The organism is Actinoplanes sp. NPDC089786, assembly GCF_040684855.1.
Lineage (GTDB): Bacteria > Actinomycetota > Actinomycetes > Mycobacteriales > Micromonosporaceae > Actinoplanes.
This window is the reverse complement of record NZ_JBFBGU010000027.1, coordinates 25,056-46,019: the sequence shown is the minus strand read 5'-3', so window position 1 is coordinate 46,019 and position 20,964 is coordinate 25,056. Positions and strand designations below refer to the sequence as shown.

General features: G+C 70.7%; 20 protein-coding genes. 11 read left to right on the top strand and 9 right to left on the bottom strand.

Annotated features, from left to right (window positions below):
* The first annotated feature begins 64 nt into the window (after window positions 1–64).
* Together AB0O15_RS41695 and AB0O15_RS41690 are read left to right on the top strand one after the other, a co-directional pair.
* Window positions 65–445, top strand: coding sequence for a BlaI/MecI/CopY family transcriptional regulator (locus tag AB0O15_RS41695; protein WP_364331503.1), 381 nt, complete (start codon window positions 65–67; stop codon window positions 443–445).
* Entirely contained in the window at window positions 442–1,332 is an 891-nt protein-coding gene (locus AB0O15_RS41690) for a M48 family metalloprotease (RefSeq protein WP_364331500.1), read from the top strand. The genes AB0O15_RS41695 and AB0O15_RS41690 overlap by 4 nt, the downstream gene beginning before the upstream one ends.
* Before the next feature lie 202 nt (window positions 1,333–1,534).
* Here the strand turns inward: AB0O15_RS41690 and AB0O15_RS41685 are convergent, their stop codons facing one another.
* Together AB0O15_RS41685 and AB0O15_RS41680 are read right to left on the bottom strand one after the other, a co-directional pair.
* Complete coding sequence (locus AB0O15_RS41685) at window positions 1,535–2,155, bottom strand: VTT domain-containing protein (RefSeq protein WP_364331497.1); 621 nt, start codon at window positions 2,153–2,155, stop codon at window positions 1,535–1,537.
* A gap of 111 nt (window positions 2,156–2,266) precedes the next feature.
* Window positions 2,267–2,950 (bottom strand): helix-turn-helix domain-containing protein, encoded by a 684-nt coding sequence (locus tag AB0O15_RS41680; protein WP_364331494.1) that lies wholly within the window; start codon window positions 2,948–2,950, stop codon window positions 2,267–2,269.
* Window positions 2,951–3,033: 83 nt separating this feature from the next.
* Between AB0O15_RS41680 and AB0O15_RS41675 the strand changes: the two genes are divergently transcribed.
* Window positions 3,034–4,170 carry an NAD(P)/FAD-dependent oxidoreductase gene (locus tag AB0O15_RS41675; protein ID WP_364331491.1) on the top strand — a complete coding sequence of 379 codons (1,137 nt, stop codon included), beginning with the start codon at window positions 3,034–3,036 and terminating at the stop codon, window positions 4,168–4,170.
* Between the two features lie 110 nt (window positions 4,171–4,280).
* On the opposite strand, the gene AB0O15_RS41670 is transcribed toward AB0O15_RS41675, so the two are convergent.
* The 3 genes from AB0O15_RS41670 to AB0O15_RS41660 are packed head-to-tail and all read right to left on the bottom strand — an operon-like array spanning window position 4,281 to window position 5,826.
* Entirely contained in the window at window positions 4,281–4,649 is a 369-nt protein-coding gene (locus AB0O15_RS41670; protein ID WP_364331488.1) for a hypothetical protein, read from the bottom strand.
* A gap of 32 nt (window positions 4,650–4,681) precedes the next feature.
* Entirely contained in the window at window positions 4,682–5,557 is an 876-nt protein-coding gene (locus AB0O15_RS41665; protein ID WP_364331485.1) for a methyltransferase domain-containing protein, read from the bottom strand.
* The gene (locus AB0O15_RS41660; RefSeq protein WP_364331483.1) at window positions 5,557–5,826 is read right to left on the bottom strand and encodes a hypothetical protein; all 270 of its coding nucleotides are present in this window, start codon (window positions 5,824–5,826) and stop codon (window positions 5,557–5,559) included. The genes AB0O15_RS41665 and AB0O15_RS41660 overlap by 1 nt, the downstream gene beginning before the upstream one ends.
* Window positions 5,827–5,914: 88 nt before the next feature.
* Here AB0O15_RS41660 and AB0O15_RS41655 point away from each other — a divergent pair, with 88 nt between their 5' ends.
* From AB0O15_RS41655 to AB0O15_RS41640, 4 genes are all read left to right on the top strand, one after another.
* Complete coding sequence (locus AB0O15_RS41655) at window positions 5,915–6,550, top strand: TetR/AcrR family transcriptional regulator (protein ID WP_364331480.1); 636 nt, start codon at window positions 5,915–5,917, stop codon at window positions 6,548–6,550.
* Between the two features lie 171 nt (window positions 6,551–6,721).
* Window positions 6,722–7,942, top strand: a complete 1,221-nt coding sequence (locus AB0O15_RS41650; protein WP_364331477.1) for a M20/M25/M40 family metallo-hydrolase — start codon at window positions 6,722–6,724, stop codon at window positions 7,940–7,942.
* Between the two features lie 206 nt (window positions 7,943–8,148).
* The gene (locus AB0O15_RS41645; RefSeq protein WP_364331474.1) at window positions 8,149–9,072 is read left to right on the top strand and encodes an alpha/beta fold hydrolase; all 924 of its coding nucleotides are present in this window, start codon (window positions 8,149–8,151) and stop codon (window positions 9,070–9,072) included.
* Between the two features lie 141 nt (window positions 9,073–9,213).
* The gene (locus AB0O15_RS41640) at window positions 9,214–9,702 is read left to right on the top strand and encodes a ricin-type beta-trefoil lectin domain protein (RefSeq protein ID WP_364331471.1); all 489 of its coding nucleotides are present in this window, start codon (window positions 9,214–9,216) and stop codon (window positions 9,700–9,702) included.
* A 217-nt stretch (window positions 9,703–9,919) separates the two neighbouring features.
* On the opposite strand, the gene AB0O15_RS41635 is transcribed toward AB0O15_RS41640, so the two are convergent.
* The 3 genes from AB0O15_RS41635 to AB0O15_RS41625 all read right to left on the bottom strand — a co-directional run bounded on the left by AB0O15_RS41635 (window position 9,920) and on the right by AB0O15_RS41625 (window position 13,924).
* Window positions 9,920–11,698: a DUF1996 domain-containing protein gene (locus AB0O15_RS41635; RefSeq protein ID WP_364331468.1), complete on the bottom strand. Its 1,779-nt coding sequence runs from the start codon at window positions 11,696–11,698 to the stop codon at window positions 9,920–9,922.
* Window positions 11,699–12,038: 340 nt separating this feature from the next.
* Entirely contained in the window at window positions 12,039–13,319 is a 1,281-nt protein-coding gene (locus AB0O15_RS41630; protein ID WP_364331465.1) for a beta-propeller fold lactonase family protein, read from the bottom strand.
* A gap of 164 nt (window positions 13,320–13,483) precedes the next feature.
* Complete coding sequence (locus AB0O15_RS41625; RefSeq protein WP_364331463.1) at window positions 13,484–13,924, bottom strand: alpha/beta hydrolase; 441 nt, start codon at window positions 13,922–13,924, stop codon at window positions 13,484–13,486.
* A 183-nt stretch (window positions 13,925–14,107) separates the two neighbouring features.
* On the opposite strand from AB0O15_RS41625, the gene AB0O15_RS41620 reads away from it, so the two are divergent.
* The 4 genes from AB0O15_RS41620 (at window position 14,108) to AB0O15_RS41605 (ending at window position 18,743) form a co-directional block, all read left to right on the top strand.
* Window positions 14,108–15,367: a PP2C family protein-serine/threonine phosphatase gene (locus AB0O15_RS41620; RefSeq protein ID WP_364331461.1), complete on the top strand. Its 1,260-nt coding sequence runs from the start codon at window positions 14,108–14,110 to the stop codon at window positions 15,365–15,367.
* A 184-nt stretch (window positions 15,368–15,551) separates the two neighbouring features.
* Window positions 15,552–17,177 carry an ATP-binding protein gene (locus AB0O15_RS41615; protein ID WP_364331459.1) on the top strand — a complete coding sequence of 542 codons (1,626 nt, stop codon included), beginning with the start codon at window positions 15,552–15,554 and terminating at the stop codon, window positions 17,175–17,177.
* A 79-nt stretch (window positions 17,178–17,256) separates the two neighbouring features.
* Window positions 17,257–18,090 (top strand): metallophosphoesterase, encoded by an 834-nt coding sequence (locus AB0O15_RS41610; protein WP_364331457.1) that lies wholly within the window; start codon window positions 17,257–17,259, stop codon window positions 18,088–18,090.
* Window positions 18,087–18,743: a 4'-phosphopantetheinyl transferase superfamily protein gene (locus tag AB0O15_RS41605; protein WP_364331454.1), complete on the top strand. Its 657-nt coding sequence runs from the start codon at window positions 18,087–18,089 to the stop codon at window positions 18,741–18,743. The genes AB0O15_RS41610 and AB0O15_RS41605 overlap by 4 nt, the downstream gene beginning before the upstream one ends.
* On the opposite strand, the gene AB0O15_RS41600 is transcribed toward AB0O15_RS41605, so the two are convergent.
* Window positions 18,740–20,959 (bottom strand): LuxR C-terminal-related transcriptional regulator, encoded by a 2,220-nt coding sequence (locus tag AB0O15_RS41600; protein WP_364331451.1) that lies wholly within the window; start codon window positions 20,957–20,959, stop codon window positions 18,740–18,742. The two genes, AB0O15_RS41605 and AB0O15_RS41600, sit on opposite strands and share 4 nt — an antisense overlap.
* Between the last annotated feature and the right edge of the window lie 5 nt (window positions 20,960–20,964).

Here is a 20,964-nt window from a genome sequence, read left to right as displayed (position 1 = left end):
TACCGTGTCGGCGCGGTTCTCGCGCATGTCAGCGGCGGTATCCTGACGCCGGAGGTCAGCAACTGTGACGACGAAGGACGGGCGGCGGGCGCCGGGGGCGCTCGAGGCGAACGTGATGGCCGCTCTCTGGGCGGCGGAGGGACCCCTGACCGCGGCCGACGTGCAGCGCGAGATCGGCGGCGAACTGGCGTACAACACCGTGCAGACGATCCTCATCCGGCTGCACGAGAAGGCCGTGGTCGAGCGGCGCAAGGAAGGCCGGGGACACGTCTACTGGCCGGTCCAGGATGCTGCCACGGCCGCGGCGCACCAGATGCGGTCCGCCCTGACCGACCGCACCGACCGGCAGGCCGTGCTGCAACAGTTCGCGGCGTCGCTCGACGAATCGGACGCGGCGGTGCTGCGGGCCCTGCTGGCCGGCACCGAGCGCAAACGCCGCTCGTGACCGTCGCCGTCTACCTCCCGCTGTTGATGGCGCTGCCGCTCGTCCTGGCGGCCCGGCGCATCGCCGCGCGGGGCACGCCCGGCCCGGCGGCCTGGACGCTCACGCTGACGGCGGTCGTCGCGGCGGTGTCGTCCACCTGGTCGCTGACCATGCTGGCGCTCACCATGCTCGACGACGTGCCACCGCTGTCCGCCCTGGACAACCAACCCACGCTGGAGTTGCCCGAGCCCGTGCCGGGACCGGTGGCCCTGGTCGCCGGGCTGCTGCTGCTGGGCGGTGGGCTCCGGTTGCTGGCCGAGGTGCGCCTGCGCGTCACCACGAATCGGCGCCTGCGGTCCATCGGCACCCCGCAGGACGGCCTGGTGGTGGCCGATTGGTCGGAGCCGCTGGCCCTGGCCGTGCCCGGATCATTCCGCCGGCCGGGCCACCTGCTGGTCACCACCGGCATCCTGCGGCTGCTGGACGCCGACGAGCGCCGGGTCGTCCTCGCCCACGAGCATGCTCACCTCGCCCGGCGCCATCACCACCTCACCACGGCGGCGGCCGCCGCCGCCGCGCTCAACCCGCTGCTGATCCCGGTCCGCGAGGCCGTCGCGTACCTCGTCGAGCGGTGGGCCGACGAGGACGCGGCGGCCGACGTCGGCGACCGCGAGCTGGCCGCCCAGGCGGTCGCGCGGGCCGCGCTCGCCGGAGCAGGCGCCGGACCGCCCGCCACACTGGGCATCGACGGCGGCGTCGCGGTGCGCCGGGTGCAGGCCCTGATCGGACCCGCACCCGCGCCACGGCTGCGCCGGCTGCTTGCCCCGGCCCTGCTCGCCGCCGCGTTCCTGGCCGTGGCCGGGCTGGCGACGGTCAAGTTCGTCGAGCTCGCGCGGGCCTGGCTCTAGCGCGCGGCCTGGCTCTAGCGCGCGGCCTCGTCGAGCAGCGGCAGGCCGTAGATCTTCGGCAGGGTGTGCAGCAGGTCGTAGTGGTCCAGCCGGCCCCGTACTGGTGGGCTGACTGGGATGTTTCTCGCCGTAGAGGGTCAGCATGATCGCCGAGCTTCGAGCGAGGCTGGACAGCCACGGCCCGGCGCGGGACACGCCCGGATCAGTCGGCCTGACGACCCGCCCGACGCCGGCTTCGCAGCAGCTCGACGGCGATCGGGACCACCGAGACGACGACGACGCCGATCAGGATGAACTCGATGTTCGACCTCACGAAGGCGATCTGCCCGAGGAAGTAGCCGAGGGTCGTCACGGTGCAGCCCCACAACGTTCCGCCGATCATGTTGTAGGTCAGGAACGTGCGGTAGCGCATTCGACTCGCGCCGGCGACGATCGGGGTGAAGGTCCTGACGATCGGCACGAACCGGGCCAGGACGATCGAGCGGGCGCCGTACTTGGCGAAGAACTCCCGGGCCTTGGTCAGGTTCTCCTGCTTGAAGAACCGCGAATCGGGCCGGCGGAACAGGGCGGGCCCGAAGCGCCGCCCGAAGACGTAGCCGCACTGGTCACCGGCGACCGCGGCGATCGAGACCAGCAGGCACATCAGCCACAGCGGCTGGTGCAGATAGGTGCCGTCGGCGACCAGCAGGCCGGCGGTGAACAACAGCGAGTCGCCGGGCAGGAAGAAGCCGATCAGCAGACCGGACTCGGCGAAGACGACGGCCAGGATGCCGATCAGCCCGAAGGTCGAGATGAGCCACTCCGGGTCGAGGAACGACGGCATCAGATGGACCTCTCTCGGACAGCCGCCCGGACGGCGACTCCCCTGAAACCTACATGCTGTAGGTTCGGACCGCCGCCAACGGCAGGGTGATCCGGAACGCCCCGCCGCCGGTCAGTCGTCCGGCGTGCCACGTTCTCGATGCCGGACGCCGGCGAGAAAAATGTCCACTCCAGCGAGGAACTGCGCACGGTCGTCGTGGTCACGAAGCAGCGATGCCGACTCCTGCACCAAGGCGCCACCGTCGTGCTGCGCCCATCGCGCGGCCAGGGCCTCCAGGAAGTCTCGACGGGCCGCGTCGTCCGAAACGCGCCGAGCACCGGCGGCGTACTGGGCAGCCGCGCCGAGCACGTAGTTGACCAGTGCCGACCCGGCGTCGGCCAGGGCCGTTCCGCGGGCGCCGAGCCGGTGCAGAAGCATGCCGACACCCGTCCAGATGTGCAGGACCGCGGGCTGGAACGGGTCGCGGGAGAGCTGCGTACCCACCCATGGGTGCGCGTCGATCGCGTCGAAGATCCCTGACGCCAGAGCACGGATCGCCCGAGCCGCGTCGTCGACGCCGGCCGCTGCCGCCGTCAGCGGGCTGATCACACCGCCCGCCGCAGCGGTCAGAAGTTCGTCCTTGTTCGTGACGTGGTGATAGATCGCGCCCCGGCCGGTGGAGAGATGAGCCGTGACGGCCCGGACCGTCAGGCCGCCCTCGCCCTCGGCGTCGAGGATCTGGATCGCCGCCTCGACGATGCGCTGCCGGGAGAGGGCATCCCGGCGCCGGGGGCTCGACTGTGCCGAAGAAGTCATGGATGCATCTTGACAGCGTTGGACCGGCGGTCCAATAGTGGAGGGAGTGGACCAACGGTCCAACCATCCACGGGAGGAAGCGCATGACCACTCCGGTCACCGTCATCGGCGCGGGTCTCGGCGGACTCACTCTGGCGCGGGTCCTGCACCTCAACGGCGTACCCGTCACCGTCTACGACGCCGACGCGTCCGCTGATGCCCGCACCCAGGGCGGACAGCTCGACCTGCACGAGCAGAACGGCCAACTCGCCCGCGCCGTCGCCGGGCTCACCGAGGAGTACCGCTCGATCATTCATCACGGCGGCGGCGCGCAGCGGGTCCTGGACCAGCACGGCGCGGTGCTCGCCGAACTGCCCGACGACGGCTCCATGGCACGCCCGGAGGCGCTTCGCGGCGACATCCGGCGCATCCTGCTGGAGTCGCTGCCGGCCGGGGCCGTGCAGTGGGGCAAGAAGTATTTGTCGGCGACGCCGCTCGGGGCGGGACGTCATGAACTCACATTCGCCGACGGCTCCACGGCCGTCTCAGGTCTGCTCGTGGGCGCCGACGGGACCTGGTCGAAGGTCCGGACGCTGCTGTCCGACGAGCAGCCGGTGTACGCGGGCATGAGCTACGTGGACACGTACCTGCACGACGTTGACGCCCGCCATCCCGGGGCGGCCAAGGCGGTCGGCAACGGGGCGATGTACGCCCTCAAACCCGGCCGTGGATTCCTCGCGCATCGTGAAGCCGGCGACGTCATCCACACCTACATCGTCTTGAACCGCCCGGTCGAATGGTTCGCCGGGATCGACTTCGCCGACGCCGACGCCGCGAGGAAGCGCATCACCGCTGAGTTCAAGAGCTGGGCGCCGGAACTCGTCTCCTTGATCACCGACGGCGAGACCGGGCCGGTCCTGCGCAGCATCCACCGGCTCCCCGACCGGCACCGGTGGGACCGCATTCCCGGCGTCACGCTCCTCGGCGACGCCGCGCACGTGACCCTGCCCGGCGGGGAAGGCGCCAACCTCGCGATGCTTGACGGGGCCGAGCTCGGACAGGCGATTGCCGCGCACCCCAGCGATCCCGAGACCGCCCTCGCCGCATACGAGGAAATCATGTTCCGGCGCAGCGAGTCCGAAGCCATCGCGGCACGCGAGACCATCGAGCTGATCTTCGGCGCCGGCGCACCCCAGGGGCTCGTCGACCTCTTCAACGGCGGCGACGGTGATCGCGACTGAGATCGGCATCGCGTCGACCCCGGGCCGGTGATCCACGATCAGCACGGCGGCTGCGGCTACGGAAGCTCCTACGGCCCGTCTCGTGCGGATGTGTCCGCGCGCCGTCCCGACTAGAACGAGCTGAAGCTGTCCACTTCGATCAATGTCAGCACCTCGGTACGCACCGCCGGGCATTCCGTCTTGGTCGCCGCGTCCAGTACGGCGCCGTTCTCCGGCTTGCCGTGGGATTCGAAGAAGGTGGCCAGTTTGCCGGCCAGGTTGGCGTGCCGCCCGACCGGGCTGCCGACCTCCTTCAGCGCCGGGATCTCGCCCTTCAGGTAGGCGCAGACCTCCGTCGCTGAGTAGGAGCCGCCCGTCGCCGCGAGAGGCTCGCGGTTCGCCCTGGTTGCTCGGTCGCCGCCCGAGGTGGGCGCATCGGTGGACGGCGGGTCGGTGTCGGCTGACGTGCAGCCGGACAGCGCGGCGGTACTGATGATCATGGTGACGAACGCTGCGAGGCGCCGGTGAGAGGTCATCGCGTGCTGGTCCTGTCCGAGTGAGCGGTGGTCAACCAAAGTCCGGTCGGCAGCCGGTAGCCGGCGCCGGCGGTACGGAACCGTTCGAGCAGGCGGGCCACGCCGGCGCGGGCACGCGCCTGGGTGGTGGGTTCGGCGTCCCGGTAGGCGTTGCTGGCGGGGCTGATCTCGATGAGCCATTCGGCGACCGCTTCCGGGTCGTCCGGGGCGTCGAGCGTGACGTCGTGCGGGTGGATGTCGACGTCGGTGAAGCCGGCGGCGGTGAGAAGCCCAGTCATGCGGGCCGCGTCGGCGAATGCGAAGGGGCCGGGGTCGTCGCCGATCGGCAGCGGCGGCAACGGTCCCAGATGTGCCGCCGCACCGAGCAGCGCGCTCGGCAGCCAGGGGTTCGCCCGGCCGTCGCGGAACACTGTCGCGGCCATCCGGCCGCCGGCACGCATGGACCGCCGGATTGTGGTCAGGCCGGCGACGGGGTCGGCGAGCAGCATCAACGTCATGCGGGAGTAGACGGCGTCGAACGGCGCCCCAGGCACGGCATCAATCGTCTCGATGTCGCCGGTGACGAATTGCGGTCCTGCGCCGCCTGGCACAGCGAACCGGCTCCGCGCCGTCGCCACCATGGCCTCGGCGAGATCGAGGCCGACCGCGCTGCCCGAAGGGCCGACGGCCCGCGCGATCTGGGCGGTGGTGCCGCCACAACCGCAGCCGACATCCAGCACCCGTTCACCGGGCTGGGGTCGCAGCTGCTCGAGTGCCACGGCGCCCAGCGGTCGGCCGATCTCGTCGTGCCGGTCGGCTTGACGGGCCCACCCCGGCGCCGTCTGGGCCCAGAAGTCGGCGTTGCGGACGCGCAGCGTGGTGGTGTCGGTCATCAGAACGGCATCTCGGTGCCGTCGACGCTCGCCGACCGGAAGGCGGCGGCCTTCGCCGGGTCGAAGCCGTCCTCCTGGGCGGCCAGGCCGGCGGCCCGGACCAGGCGTTCGGATTGGAAGCTGCGAAACGCGGCCTCGTCGACCCAGATGTTGATGATCCGCCAGCCCTCGTCGGACGGGCCGGCCACGTGGGCCAGCAGGCCCGGCGGCCGGTCCGGGCCGAGGTGTTTCTCGACCTGCCGGTATTCCCGCTCGCTGACTGCGGGCATGTCTTGCACGACGCCGTACGGCATGGCTGTCCCCTGATGTCGAGTCGATAGAGTTAAGCTCTATCGAATAGTGCACTACACTATCCGGGTGACTGTCAACCGGCGCTACGTCTCGCCCCGCCGCGAGGAGCAGGCCCGGCAGACCCGGAGGGCGATCCTCGACGCGGCAGCCAAACTGTTCGTGGACCCGGGTTACGCGGCGACACCGCTGACCGCCGTCGCCGCTGAGGCCGGCGTTGCCGTGCAGACCGTGTACGCGGTGTTCGGCAGCAAGCGCCAGCTGCTCTCGGATCTCGTCGATGTCACTCTGGTCGGCGACGACGAGAGGATGGCGATGGCGGAACGGTCGTTCGTCACCGACATCCGGGGCCTGGTCGGCCTGCGGACGAAGCTCACCCGGTACGCCCGGCATCTCGCCGAGACCCACGCGCGACAGGTGTACGTGATACTCGCGCTGGCCAGTGCGGCGACCGCCGATGCCGACGCTGCGGCGATCTGGCGCAAGAACATCGAGGACAGGCGCCGCGGCATGGCGATGTTCGCCGCCGATCTGGCGGCCACCGGCGAGGTCCAGGTGAGTCAGGAACGGGCCGCCGACGTGCTGTGGCTCGCGCAGGATGTCCGCAACTACGACTGGCTGGTACGCGAGCGTGGGTGGCCGGTCGAGCGGTTCGAGCGGTGGTTCGTGGACGGCGTCGCCGCCGTCCTCGGCGCGCCGGACTGACCGCGCTTCCGCGCCGCGTCCCGGCATCGTCTACCTGAGGCAGCCCTGATGTCGGGGGCGGCCCTCAAGACCGGATGACGCCGGAAGTCGCGCCGTGCGGACCATCACCCTCTCGACCCGGCGCCCGAATTTGTGGTGCGAAGAATCGACGGGCGTGTACATGATCTGCCGGTGACGCATTTGGACGATGACCTGATCGAGCTTCGCCGGGAGATCCACCGTCACCCCGAACTGGCCGGTGAGGAGCGCAAGACGGCCGGGCTGGTCGCGGACCAGCTGCGCGCAGCAGGACTCGAGGTGACGACCGGCGTCGGCGGACACGGCGTCGTCGCGGTGCTCGACGGTTCCGCGGACGGGCCGACGGTGGCGTACCGGGCCGACATGGACGCCGTCGACGCGCGAACGAACGTGCTGCCTATCCCGCGATCGGGCCGGGTCTTCGACGAGGGCTTCGCCTCTCGCGTCCCCGGCGTCGAGCACCTGTGCGGGCACGACCTGCACACCGCGATCGGTGTCGGCGTCGCCCGGGCGCTGGCTCAGGGTTCCGAGCCGGTGAGGGGCCGGTTGGTGTTCGTCTTCCAGCCGGCCGAGGAGCCGCTGCAGGGCGCACGCGCGATGCTCGAGACCGGCGTGGTGCAACGCCTCGCGCCGCGCGAGATCTATGCGGTTCACTGCAGCCCGTTCCCCGCCGGCACCATCGCGGTCTCTCCGGGGTACGGCCTGCCCGGGCTCGACCACGTCCGGATCGTGCTGCCGGGCGGTGACGACTCGGTCGCCGCCGCCGTCACGGCCGAGGTGGCGGGGCTCAGCACCGTCGAGTTCCCCCGGAGCGTCGAGGACTACCACGCGCGCTTCCACGCGTTGGTGGCGCCGGAGATCGCCGCGACGATCCAGGAATCCGTGTCCGTCGCCCACTGGTCCGAGCACACGTCCGATGGGCATCCGGCCGTCAACGTTCTGCTGCGGGTCTGGCCGCAGGAACGGCTCCCGGAGCTACGCGCGCGGGTCAAGCAGCTCGCGGCGGCCGCCGGGGGGCGCGTGGAGTTCCCCGTCGATCCCTTTCCCGCCATGGTGAACCCGGCGGAGCCCAGCACGGCGGCTGGCCGGTACTTGAGCACGTTGCTGGGGCCGGAGTCGGTCTCGTGGGCGCGGGCGTCCTGGCCGTTCAACTGTGAGGATTTCGCACTGTTCCTCAAGGAGGTGCCGGGCGCGATGTTCTACCTCGGCGTCGCGGACGCCGAGAGCGGGATGAACGGCGCGCCGCACGCCCCCGATTTCGCCGCCGACGAGCGGGCGATCGGCCACGGTGTGCGCGCCATGGCCGGCCTGCTGACCGATCGGCTGGCAGCCCGGTCGACCGTGGGCGACGGCCTCGGGTCCCGGACCGCATAAGCAGCGCGGTGATTGCCCCTTGCCATCCCTCGGCAGAGCTACCGCGATTGTCCCCTGAGGAGGGATGGATCGCCGGACGACCGGCCCTAGAGTCAGGCCCGTCGATGCTCGCGAACCACGACATTTCGACATCCACCAAGCACCGGCCGTAGCAGACCGCACTGACGTCTGGCCGGTCTTTCCGATGACAATGTGGGGAGTACGGCATGACAGACCGGACCCGAACGCACGCATCGACCGACCACCCACTGACAGTCACCGCTGACGATGGCGTGGGGCTGGCAGGCACGCTGACGTTGCCGGGTACGCCCGGACCGCATCCGGCGGTGCTCTTCCTGCCCGGCTCCGGGCGCGTCGACCGTGACTCCAATGCCGGCCGCCTCCGCCCTGGTCTCGGCCCCGCGCTCGCCGCCGCACTCGCTGAGCACAACATCGCCTCCTACCGCTATGACCGTCGCGGCGCCGCGAACACCCCTGGTGACTGGTATCAAGTCGGTTTCCACCAGAATCGCCTCGATGCCGCCGCTGCCCTGCACGCTCTTCACGCCCACCCGGGTATCGATGCGGTCGCCGTGGTCGGCCACAGCGAAGGCGCCATCCACGCCGCTACCCTGGCCGCCCACCACAACCCCGCCGCTGCTGTCCTGCTGGCCGGTTACGCCCGGCCCGGCCGTGACATCCTGCGCTGGCAGGCAGCCAGCATGGTCGGCCACCTCCCAGCACCGCTACGCGCCATAGCCTCCGCGCTGGGCCCGTTCGCCCACCGCCAGATCGAACGCATCTCCGAATCCACGACAGACGCCCTTCGCGTCGGCCCAACGCTGCTCAATGCCCGCTGGTTCCGCGAACAGCTCGCCCACGACCCCCGCCCCGATCTCGGTGCCATCCGGGTGCCGCTGCTCGCCATCACCGGCGACAGCGACCTGCAAGTCGACCCCGGCGACCTCGAGGTGATAGCCCGCCTGGTGCCACACGCCGATACCCGCCGGATCCCCGGGCTGACCCACCTGTTGCGCAAAGACACCCGCCGCCCGTCCCCGCTCGCCTACCCGCGGCTGCTGCGCATGCCCACCGACCCGGCTCTGCTCACCGCCGTCGCAACGTGGCTCGCTGCCCACCTGCACTCATGAGCGGTCAACACATCTGTCCGTCGCGGACGGCAAGGTTCGGCACAGCATCGTCGACCGGCTGCGTCTGAGACTCTGCTGAGATCTGTCGCCCATGATGTGGACTCCACAGGCTCCACACCGACTTCGAGAGAAAGACAACAAATGCCATCACGAGGAAAGATCGCCTCGCTGGTCGCGGCCGGCGCGATGACCGTCGTCGCGGGACTCACCGCGGCGGCGCCGGCTCAGGCAAGCGCGGCGGCCGACCTGCGAGGGACACTGCGCAACGCGGGAACCGGGCTGTGTCTCGACTGGCCGGGCTCGCTCAATCCAGGCAACGCCACGCTCGCCGTGACGGCGACATGCACCGGCTCGAAAACCCAGCAGTGGACGTACTCGGAGACCGACCACCTGATCCACAACACCGGTACCAACTACTGCGCCGCCACCGCCAACACCAACGCGGTCTTCGTCACCACCTGCGCCGACAAGTGGGGCGAGCACTGGAATTACACCAGCGACGGACGCTTCCACCAGCTCGACTGGACGACCGGCTGCATGCAGGACAACAGGTCCGCGGGTGCCTACGTCACCTGGACCGGCGTCTGCCAGACCACCGACATCGAGGTCTGGCAACACCCGGCCGCCTGACCGAAAAGCGGGCGCTCGCTGGGGATCAAGCTCGTACACGTCTTCCGTGAGCGCAGGCACAACGCGTAAAGCATCCTAGGAAAGAAAAGCCAAGATCAGCTGGCGGCGACAGCGGCGCCCGATCCGGCTCTAGGTCAGGGTCGAGGCAGGCGGCCCCCGAGGTCCGATGCACCTCGGTGAGGCCGTCGGGGTGCCGCTCTGCTCCCGCTCCATTCGGTCAACGGCAGGTCTTGCCCTTGTTGATGCAGGTGGCGATCTTCTGCATGGTCCGGGCGGAGTTCACGTTGATGAAGTCGTTGTGGTCGGAGAAGGGGTTGTGGTCCTCCTCGGGGAAGGAGTCCAGGGCAAATTGACCCCTGGTCTGTACGTCGCGGGGGATGTCGTAGGAGAGGGTGATGCGTAGCTGCGGGATGGCGACGAAGCCCTGCTTGCAGGCGCCGGTGCCGGCATCAGCGAAGGCCACGTGGTCGCGGTGGTTGGTGCTGTCGATGTTCTTGCCGTCCCAGCAGCCGGGGAAGTCCTGCACGCGCTGGACCTGGCTGCCGTCCGGGCAGACCGGGTACTTGTCGGAGAGGCGGTCGGTGAAGCCGGAGCAGGTCCAGGTGGCGCGGGCGTTGGCCGGGCCGCGACTGGTCGGCTTGGCGTCACCGGTGAGCGCCCGCAGGAACTTCGGCATCGGGACCACCTTGGTGGTGGCGTTGCCGCGGTACTCGATCAGGACGGCCGCGGGGCGGACGATGCCGCCGGTGTTGTTCGGCAGCTCGAGGTTCGGGCCCTGCGGGTCGGGCAGCGCGGCGGGGGCGCTGGGTACGGCCGCTCCGCCGTTCTGGTTCCCCTGGTTGCCCTGACCGTTCGGGGCCGGGTCGGTCACGGTGCAGCCGGCCAGCGCCTCGAGACCCTGCGGGCGGGCGGCGCGGCGGGAGATGGCGATGCCGATGCGGTCGAGGACGGCGGTCCGCTTGGCCTTCAGCGGTCCCAGGATGGCGTTGTCGACGAAGTTCTTCCCGCCCTGTCCGCGGGTCGTGACAAGCCTTTCGTTGGCCTCGGAGATCTGCCGGTCCAGCTCGGCGAGGTTGCGGTTGACCTCATCGAGAGCTTGGGCGGGTACGCCGGGCAGCTTGTCGCGTACGGTCGGGCATTGGACCTGCTGGTTGGCGGCCAGGCCGGCTTTGACGCTTGCGGCGGTGTGGCGCATGGCGGCGTGCATGCCGTCGTAGTTGGTGTCGCATTCCACGAGCGAGACCATGCCGGAGGTACGGCCGCCACCGGCCGCGGCGATGCTGTCGCTGATCCCCTTGATCGACTTGGCTCGCTGTTCTCGCAGGTCGGCCAGGACAGACGCGTTGAGCCGGGCGTCGATGCGACCCTTACCCGCCGCCATCCGCTCGTTGGCCGCGGCGTACCCGCGGTCGAGCGCGGCCAGCCGGTTGTCGACGGCGGTCTTGGCCCCCGCGGGTACGGCGGGCAGCCGGTTCCGGACGCTGGGGCACGTCACCATCGGGGTCGTCGCGGCCAGGGCGCGCTGGGTCTCGGCCCCGGACCGGACGGTCTTGTCGATGCGCACGACCGGCCAGAAGTACGAGGACTTGTCCCCGTTCCGGCAGGTGGTCCCGGACGCGTCCAGATCGGCGTTCGACGAGTTCGCGGTGATGGCGAGGTTCCCGACGAAGTCATGGACGTGCTCGGCGCCGTTCTTGATGCCGGGCTGCGCGACCGGGTTGTCCGGGCTGAACTTGCCGTTGCCGTTGGTGCCGCAGTCCACAGTGAAGGAGCCGGTCGACGCTCCTGCGCCGGGTACGGGGTTCGTCACGTTGGGCCGGACCTTCTGGATGGCGACGAACTGGTTCAGTTCGGTGGCCGCGTCCGCGGTGCCGTTGCCGCCGCTGGAGACGAAAGTCGCGATGAGTACGCCGGATGCGGCGACAACCGCCACCGCCATCGCGATCCGTACAGGGCTGGTGTGCATCCGCCGTTGTCGGCGTGGTGTGGTTCGCACGCTTTCACTCCTCGAAGCCTTTTGGTGTGTCGGGACGGCTCCATCGGGAAGTCGCCACTCGCAAGTACGAGCGGATCGAAGCAGCAGACGGGTCTGAGGTATCCGTGTAAGCAGTCGGTAAGAATCTGGGCCACCGACCTTCCACCATGAACTGCCGATCGGTTGTGCCACCTCGGATTCCGCCAGGAACACAGCAGGAGCCTCGGCTGTCGTAGACAGCGAACATCCCGAGGCGGCCACCGCATCGATGGCCGCCCCGGGGTGCAGATTCGGCGAGGTGCGCGTGGGGACGTGGTGCGGGGGCCGGGTCCGCGCGCGTACCTCTCCTGCTTTTCGCCGGCTACCAGACGACCAGGCCCTCCATGCCGGACCCGTCAGCGAAAACGGGGAGGCCCTTGTTCTCGGTTTCCACCAGATTGAGCTCGCCGTTCGGGCCGACCCGGAACCCCTCGATGGTTCCCGCGAGGGTGTTCTGCACGTACAGCAACGTGCCGTCAGCCGTGGCAGCCAGGTCGATCGGACCCGCACCCGGGGCGCCGGCCGGTTCGGCGTCCGGGTCCTGCTCGGCTGCCGCGGCCGCGGCGGCCACCTCCGCCACCGCCTCCGGGCCGCCCGCTGCGGCGATCACGCCGTCCTTACCGCCGATGGCGACCTTCCCCTTGTCGTCGACCGTGTAGAGGCTGATGGTCGAGCTGCCCGGATTGGTGCCGTAGAAGAATTTCCCGGCCCGGGCGATCCAGCACAGCACCTGCTGGCCCGACTCCACCGACGGCGTGATGACGTCGAGGGTGCCGTCCTTGCGAAGCGTGTACGAGGTGACCCCGGACTTCGCGGCCTCGGTGACGAGCAGGTGGCCGGCCTGGTCGAAGACGAAGGAGAAAGGTACGTCCCCGGTCGACGTGGTGGTCACCGGCTTGGCGGAGAGCCGGCCGTCGTGGGCCGTCGCGAAGACCTCGATGGTGTTCTTGCTCTTCGTGGTGACCAGCAGGTGCCGGCCGTCCGGGCTGAAGCCGACCTGCGGCGGGGAGTCGGTGAACAGTGGCACGGCGGCGTTGGTGATGCCCAGCTTCCGGGTCGAGCCGGCGAGCGGGTGCAGGCCGTCGCGGCTCAGCCGGAAGCCGGTCACGTTGGTGGCGCCGCCGGCGTTGAGGACGTATACCGTCCGGCCGAGGACGGCAATGCTCACCGGGAAGTCGCCACCGGACTTCACCGTGCGGGGGTGGGTGAGCTTGCCGTCTCGTACTCGAAAGGTGGTGACCGAGTTGCTGCCGGCGTTCACCGCGATCATGATGTTGTGCCGGCGGTCGAAGACGAGGGATTCCTGGGACGCGAGGGGGTCGAACGGGTTGTCCTTCTGGGCGCCGCCGCGGCCGCCGGTCGGGTACGCGTCGGCGGCCGTCAGCTTGCCGTCCGCCGCGCGCCGGAAGGCCAGGATCGAGTTGTGTTCCGGGTCGTTCGACTGGACGAAGACCATCCCACCGTGCCTCGTCGCCGCGCCGCCCTTGCTCGCCTCGGATCGTTTGCCGGCTGGGTTCTCATGCGCCGAGGCGATTCCCGTGGACACGCCGCCAGCCGTCAGCAACAGGCCCACGGCCACGGCGATACCAGTTCTCCTACGCATGTCTGCCCTACCTCCGACGAACGAACGGTGCCTTCCGTCATCCGGTACGGCACTGCGGCATTGCCGGTTGAAGTCCGGCGCCGGTCGTAAGGACTACGTAAGCCCTCCCCGCAGAGGAGTTCCAGCCGTGCACCCACGCCGGCCGGGGCGGGCATCCGGACCTCTCAGTCGCGGCAGACCGTTCCCGGGGACGGCAGGCCGCCGTCAGCCAGGAAGCCGTTCGTCTCGTCGCGGACGCACCGGCTGAGCAGGTAGGCGCCATGGCCGGTCCCGTCGAGGGTCAGCAGGCGGGCGTCGCCCAGCTGGGCGGTGAGTTCCCGGCTCCATCGGTACGGCCCGGCGGTGTCGTGGGTGATCCCGACGACGAGCACCGGCGGGGCGCCCGGGGCGTGCAGCTTGTGCGGTGGCGTCGGCGCCCGGGCCGGCCAGCGGGTGCAGGGTGAGCCCGCGGTGACCTCCCACCCGAGGACCGGGGCCAGCCGCGAGGTGCGGGCCGCGTCGTGCAGCACCTGCGTCGCGGTCCGGTGGTCGGGCAGGTCCTGGCAGGTGGTAGACATGTTCTGGATGTCCAGGGTGGTCGCGGGCGCCGTCTGTGCCACGATCATGGCGTCGCCTGGGACAGCCGGTTCGCGAGCCTTTCCTCAGCGGCTGGACCGCGTCGTGCCAGCGAATGGCCGTACAAATGCCGACAATGACCCCCTGATGGGTCAGTCCGATCACCAGCATTGGACGCGCCGCGAGCTTGCTCGTGGCGTGTGCCGTGTTCGATCGCGCATATGCTGCCCACCGTGACCGAGAGCCCCACGAGCGGTGCCGACCTCAATGACGTCCTGCTCGCGGTGGAGAAGGCGGCCCCCGTCGACGCGGTGGAAGCGGTGACCCGCACCATCGGGACGAACCTGAATGCGCTGTGGGTGTCGTTCCTCGTCGCGGACATGAGTGGCCGCGCTCTGGTACGTCTGGTCCACACCACGGCCGGAAGGGTTCCCGACGCCCGCCGGCAGGATCAGGACGTCGCGCTGGTGATGCCGTTCGACGGCGGCCCCCAGGAGCAGGCGCTGCGTACGCAACAGGTCCTGGTCGAGCCGGCCGGCGACCGGTTCGTGGTGCGCGCCCCGGTCACCCAGCGCGGGGAAGCCATCGGCCTGCTGGAGATCGCGCTGCCGTCCGCCCCGGACGAGACAACGGTGCGGCAGGTGTCCCGAGCCGCGCACACCCTGGCGTTCGTGGTCATCGCCAACCGACGGCACACCGACCTGTTCGAATGGGGTCAGCGAACCACCCCGTTCACTCTCGCCGCGGAAATCCAACGACGGCTGTTACCCGAGGCCTTCACCTGTGAAGCCGACTCGTTCACCCTGTCGGCATGGCTGGAGCCGGCCGCCAGCATCGGCGGGGACACCTTCGACTACAGCCTCGCCCGTGACCTGCTGCATCTGAGCATCACCGACGCCGTGGGCCACGGTGTCGACAGCGCGATCACGGCGACCCTGTGCGTCGGCGGGCTGCGCAACGCCCGCCGGCGCGGCGCGACCCTGCTCGAACAGGCACAAGCCGCGAACCAGGCCGTCCTCGACAACACGCCGGCCGGGTCGCTGTTCGCCACGGGGCTTCTCGGCCGCCTCAGCCTGTCCTCCGGCGTTCTCAATGTCGTCAACGCCGGGCACCCCGCGCCGCTGCTGATCCGCGACGGGCGCGTCGAGAACGTGGCGCTGTCGGTCAACCGGCCCTTCGGGGTGCTACGCCACAAGCCGTACCAGGCGAGCAGGCTGCAGCTGTCGCCCGGCGATCGCCTGGTGCTGATCACCGACGGCATGCTGGAGCGGGGCGCTGCCGCGATCGATCTGCCCACACGACTGCAGGACCTGAGCCGGCTCCATCCCCGAGAGGTCGTCCGCGTGCTGGGCGACCTCGTCCTCGACGTGGCCGGCCCCGCCCTGCCCGACGACGCGTGCCTGCTGGTCCTGGACTGGTACGGCGGTCATGGCGACACCCGCTCCACCACCGCCGGCGCCGACCCCCTCCGAGCCAGCACATCCGATCGGTGACCGGAGCCCCGATCGGCAGCGGCGCGGCGGACCTCGCGATCAAGATCGCCGCCACGGGTAGCCCTTTGTTCACCGGGCGAATCGCCGGACATCGGGATAAAACGGCGCTAGGCTGGCCTGGCGTCAGCGCTGTCCGCCACACCCCCCGGGTTGCTACGAGGCGGCGCTACGCCACGGGGGAAACATGTCAGATTCGACGCCGGTGGGCTGCGGCTGTGAAATTCAGCAGCCGCAGGCAGTGCTCGCCGTCGCGCCCGACGCGTACATCGCGGTCGACGCCACCGGCCGGATCGTCGCCTGGAACCCGGCCGCCCAGACCACGTTCGGCCACGACCACGCTCACGCCTGTGGCCGCGACCTCGCCGACCTGATCATCCCGGACCGGTACCGGGCGGCCCACCGGGCCGGACTCGCCCGCCTCGGCGCCGGCGAACCAGCCCGGGTGCTCGGGCAGCGGCTGCACCTGCAGGCGTTACACGCCGACGGGCACGAGTTCCCGATCGAGCTGACCCTGACCGCCACCGAAGGCTCCACCGGCCCGGTCTTTCACGCCTTCGGCCACGACGTCACCACCACCTGGCGCATCAGCCGCTTCGCCGAGGTGGAAGCCACCGTCTCGCGCGGCCTGGCCGAGGCCGCGTCCAGCCACACCGCCGCCACCCGGGTTGTCGATGCCCTCGGGGTGACGATGAGCTGGCCGGTCACCGAACTGTGGCTGGCCGACGACGACCGCGATGTGCTGCTCTGCTCCGCCCGGCACGCCGCACCCGGACGTCGGCTGGGCCGTTTCGCCCTCGACGAGCTGGAACCCGGCGTCGGCCTGGCCGGCCGCGTCTACCAGCAAGGCCGCCCGCTGTGGATTCCTGACCTGGCCGCGGACACCGCGTCGCTGCGCAGCCGCGCCGCGGCCCGGATCGGCCTGCACGTCGCCGTCGGCGTACCCATCAACACCGGCGCCCGCAGCATCGGTGCGCTGTGCGTCTACGGCGACCGCATCGAAGATCCCGAAGACTCCCTGACCACCCTGCTGGTCGGCGTCGCCGCGCAGGTCGGCCAGTACCTGGAACGTCGCCGTGCCGAGGAACTCACCATCGAACTGGCCCGCACCAAGGACGAGTTCCTGGCCCTGGTCACCCACGAGCTGCGCAACCCACTCGCGGTGATCACCTCGACCGCCTCGCTGCTGGAAGAGGAACTCGACGGGCTGCTCGACGCCGATCAGCGCCAGTACGTGCACACCATCCTGCGCGGCGCCGGACGCCTGTCGGTCCTGGTCGACGACCTGCTGGATCTGGCCCGGCTCGAGTCCGGTCACCTGGCCATCGACCCGGCCCCGAGCGACCTGGTCGCCATCGTCGAGCACGCCGTCGCCGCCATCGCCGCGCAAAGCGCCGAAAAGGCCCTCACCGTCACCATCGACACCCCGGCACGCCTGGACCTGTACGCGGACAGCAGCCGGTTGCAACAGGTCGCCGACAACCTGCTGTCCAACGCGGTCAAGTACACCCCGGCCGGCGGAGCCATCACCATCACCGCCGCCGCCGACCCCGACGAGGCATGGATCACCTGGACCTTCACCGACACCGGCATCGGCATTCCCCCCGCCGACCGGCCCCACCTGTTCCGCCGCTTCTACCGCGCGTCCACCGCCCTCGACCGACGCATCCCCGGCACCGGCCTCGGCCTGGTCATCACCCGCGCCATCATCGAACGGCACGGCGGCACCATCGGCCTGGCCAACCACAACGGCCCCGGCACCACCTTCCACATCCGCGTCCCCACCAAGCCCGACGTCGCCAGCAACCCCTGAACGGTCACGCGCGGACCGCGGCTGAGATCACCAGACCGGTGGCGGCTCGGCGAAGGTGAGCTCTGGCAGGATCGTCGATGTGACGGCATCCCTGCTCGCGGTCAGTGACCTGCACATCTCCTACGAGGAAAATCGCGAGGTCATCGACCGCATTCGACCGGATTCCGAGGATGACTGGCTGATCGTCGCCGGCGACGTGGGCGAGCTCTTCGACGGCATCGCCTCCACGCTGCGCCTTCTGCGCGACCGGTTCGCCAAGGTGATCTGGGCGCCCGGCAACCATGAGTTGTGGACACATCCCCGCGACCCGGTGCAGCTGCGCGGCGACGAGCGTTACCGGGCCCTGGTCGACCTGTGCCGGACGCTGGACGTGGTCAGCCCCGAGGACGAATACCCGGTCTGGCCGGGCCGCGACGGGCCGGTCGTCGTTGCTCCGCTCTTCCTGCTCTACGACTACTCGTGGCGGGCGCCGGGCACGACCACGAAGGAGGAGTCGCTCCAGCGCGCGTACGACGCGGGGGTGGTCTGCACCGACGAGATGCTGCTCTTCCCCGACCCTTATCCCGACCGGGAGTCCTGGTGCTCCGCCCGGCTGGCGCAGACCGAGAAGCGACTCGCCGCCATCGACCCGGCGCTTCCGACCGTGCTGGTCAGCCATTGGCCGCTCCGGCGCGAGCCCACCGAGATCATGTGGCATCCGGAGTTCGCGCAGTGGTGCGGCACCGACCGTACGGCCGACTGGCACCTGCGGTTCCGGGCCGCGGCCGCGGTGTACGGCCATCTCCACATCCCTCGCTCGACGTCGTACGACGGGGTGCCCTTCGAGGAGGTGTCGCTCGGCTATCCGCGGGAGTGGAGAAGGCGTGGTGACACCCCGCGACCGGTACGGCGCATCTTGGAGGGCGCCGCGTGATCAAGGCGCTGCTGCCTCCGGCGGTCGTGGCCGTCGAGGCGTTCGACGACGTGCCGGGTGAGGCTCCCTTTCCCGGCGAGGAAGATCTCATCGCCCGAGCGGTGGAGGCCCGTCGGCGCGAGTTCATCACCGCCCGCCGATGCGCCCGGACGGCGTTGCGCGCATTCGGCTACCCGGACGCGCCGATCCTCTCCGGGCCCAGACGCGAGCCACGTTGGCCGGCCGGAATCGCCGGCAGCATCACGCACTGCGCCGGTTACCGGGCGGCGGCCGTGGCTCGTGCCGCCGATGTCGACCTGCTCGGCATCGACGCCGAGCCGAACGCGCCGCTGCCCGAGGGCGTCGCCGGGTCGATCACCGTGCCGGGTGAGCCGGCCATGATCGACCGGCTCGCCGGCAGCCACCCGGGCCCGCACTGGGGGCGGCTGCTGTTCAGCGCCAAGGAGTCGGTCTACAAGGCCTGGTTCCCGGTGACCCGGCGCTGGCTGGGCTTCGAGCAGGCCCGCCTGGCCATCGACCCGGATGCCGGCACGTTCACCGCGACACTCCTGGTGGACGGGGCCAGGATCGACGGCAACCCGCCGCTGAGCCTCCTGCACGGCCGCTTCGCCGTCACCCACGACCTGATCCTGACCGTGGTGGCCGCGGGCTAAGCCGCCCGCTGGCTGCGGCGGGCCGCCCAGGCGGCCATGTGGGCTCGCGAACGCAGGTCCAGAACGGTACGGATGTTGCGGATGTGGGTCTCGACCGTGCGGACCGACAGGAACATGCGGTGGGCGATCTGGAAGTTGGTCAGGCCGTCCATGACCAGGTGGATGACTTCCCACTCGCGGGGGGTCAGCACGTCGTCGCCGTGCCGGCGGGCGGCCGAGCAGCCTTCGCGGGCGTACCGGACGAGCTGCTCATGGGTGAGTTGCCGGCCGGTGGTGACCGCGGTCGCGGCCTGCGACTTGGACAGGGTGCCGGTGGCGATGGCGTGGGCCGGGTCGAGCTGGTCGCGCCAGGACGGGAAGAGCAGCAGCGCCGAGCTGTGGCGGCCCTCGGCGGCGGCGATGAGGGTGAGGGCGCGTTCGAAATTGCGCGTGCGTACGGCACACAGCGCCAGGCCGACGACCGCGTCGCAGACCCCCGGCCGGTACGGCACGGCGAGGATCTCGGTGAAGTACGTGCTTGCCCGGTCGACGTCGTCCCGGTCGAGCGAGAGGGCGCCGGCGGTCACCAGGGCGGCGCACATGTCCGGTGAGGGGGCGGCGGCCCGCAGGACCGGGAGGCTCTTGGCGAGCAGGGTGCGGGCGGCGTCCGGCCGGCCGTGCTGGAGCAGGTGCCGGGCGAGGTGGCCGCGGCACACGGCCACGAGCCGGACGTCGTCGTGGCGCCGGGCGATCTCGAGCGCGGCGAGCAGGTCGGACGGCACGGCCGCGCGGTCGCCGTACATCTCCTGAGCGAGGCCGGCCAGCACCCGAAGTCTCGCCAGCGGGACACCGCCGGCGACCCGTACCCCCTCGTCGGCCAGCCGGAGCGCTCGCTCACCGTGACCGTTCCAACAGGCCAGGAGGAGCGCGGCCTCGTACGCCTCGGCACGGTAACGGCCGGCGACCGGCAACGCGCGCTCGACGGCGGACAGCGCTTCGACGGGGTCGCCGCCGGTCGCCGAATCGATCACGCCCAGCGCCCAGGCCAGGCTGAGCCGGCGTTCGTCGGAGGTCGGCGCCAGCCAGTCCAGGAGGGTACGGACGGTGTCGCGCTCGGCGCACAGCCGCTCCAGATCCTCGGGTCGATCCACCCGCCACCGGGAGAGGTCGCCGAGCCAGGCGGCCAGTCGTTCCAGGACGTCCTCGCGCTCACCCGCCTCGATCGCCTCCCGCCGCCCGAATCCCCGAACCGAGTTCGGCACCGTGAAACCGGTCGGCCGCGCGGTGATCAGGGACTTCGCCTCCAGGCCGACCAGCCGCAGCGGCGCCTCGGCGGCGAGGTCCGGGCAGGCGACCTGAACCGCCTCGATGCTGAACGTGCCGGGCAGCAGCGACACCCGGCGAAAGATGACGCGTTCCGCTTCGGTCAGGCCGTCGTAGCTCCATCGCAGCGCGGCGGTCCAGCTGCGGTGGCGGAAATCGGCGGTACGCCACCCCTGCCCGAGCACGGCCGGCTCCTCGGCCACGCGTCGCCGGGCCTCGGCCACGGGCAGCGCGCGCAACAGCTGGGCGGCGAGCTCCAGGGCCAGCGGAAGCCCGTCGAGCAGCACGCAGATCGCCGCCACGTCCGCCACGTTCTCCCGGTTGAGGGTGAAGGTCCGGTCGGCCGCGACGGCGCGGTCGACGAGCAGCCGTACGGCGTCGGCCCGCAGGCACTCGTCCGGTGAGCCGGTCATGCCCTCGTCCGGCAGCGACAGCCCGGACAGCCGGTAGGTGACCTCGCCGGACAGCCGCCACGGCTCCCGGCTGGTCGTGATGATCCGCAGGTGTGGGTGGCGTGCGAGCAGGTCCATCACGGCCGGCCCCAAGGTCTCCAGGACGCGGTCGCAGTTGTCGAGCACGAGGAGTTCACCCACCCGGGAGAGGTCGACCCGGGCGAGAGCGCCGGGGTCGCAGAGGTCCACGACCATGGCGCCGCGGCCGGCGATCTCCTGGGCCAGCCGTGACTTGCCGGCCCCGGGCGGTCCGGTGACGGTCAGCAGCCGGGCGCCTCGCAGGATGCGACGGCCCTCGGCCAGGTCGTGATCGCGTCCGACAAAGGTGCTCAGCCGGGCCGATCCGACGACCCGGCGACGATATGCCCGCTGCCGGCAGGCGTTGGAGCAGTAGCGGGTGACGACCGAGGCCAGGGCGCTCCCGCATCCCCCGCAGCGCGCGATTCCCCCGTCAGCGGTCATGGCAG

Bases quoted from the DNA above. Each gene is read 5' to 3' on its own strand.
- AB0O15_RS41685 (WP_364331497.1), bottom strand. From the start codon at position 2,155: ATGCCGTCGTTCCTCGACCCGGAGTGGCTCATCTCGACCTTCGGGCTG.
- AB0O15_RS41680 (WP_364331494.1), bottom strand. From the start codon at position 2,950: ATGACTTCTTCGGCACAGTCGAGCCCCCGGCGCCGGGATGCCCTCTCC.
- AB0O15_RS41675 (WP_364331491.1), top strand. From the start codon at position 3,034: ATGACCACTCCGGTCACCGTCATCGGCGCGGGTCTCGGCGGACTCACT.
- AB0O15_RS41670 (WP_364331488.1), bottom strand. From the start codon at position 4,649: ATGATCATCAGTACCGCCGCGCTGTCCGGCTGCACGTCAGCCGACACC.
- AB0O15_RS41665 (WP_364331485.1), bottom strand. From the start codon at position 5,557: ATGACCGACACCACCACGCTGCGCGTCCGCAACGCCGACTTCTGGGCC.
- AB0O15_RS41660 (WP_364331483.1), bottom strand. From the start codon at position 5,826: ATGCCCGCAGTCAGCGAGCGGGAATACCGGCAGGTCGAGAAACACCTC.
- AB0O15_RS41645 (WP_364331474.1), top strand. From the start codon at position 8,149: ATGACAGACCGGACCCGAACGCACGCATCGACCGACCACCCACTGACA.
- AB0O15_RS41640 (WP_364331471.1), top strand. From the start codon at position 9,214: ATGCCATCACGAGGAAAGATCGCCTCGCTGGTCGCGGCCGGCGCGATG.
- AB0O15_RS41630 (WP_364331465.1), bottom strand. From the start codon at position 13,319: ATGCGTAGGAGAACTGGTATCGCCGTGGCCGTGGGCCTGTTGCTGACG.
- AB0O15_RS41625 (WP_364331463.1), bottom strand. From the start codon at position 13,924: ATGATCGTGGCACAGACGGCGCCCGCGACCACCCTGGACATCCAGAAC.
- AB0O15_RS41615 (WP_364331459.1), top strand. From the start codon at position 15,552: ATGTCAGATTCGACGCCGGTGGGCTGCGGCTGTGAAATTCAGCAGCCG.
- AB0O15_RS41600 (WP_364331451.1), bottom strand. From the start codon at position 20,959: ATGACCGCTGACGGGGGAATCGCGCGCTGCGGGGGATGCGGGAGCGCC.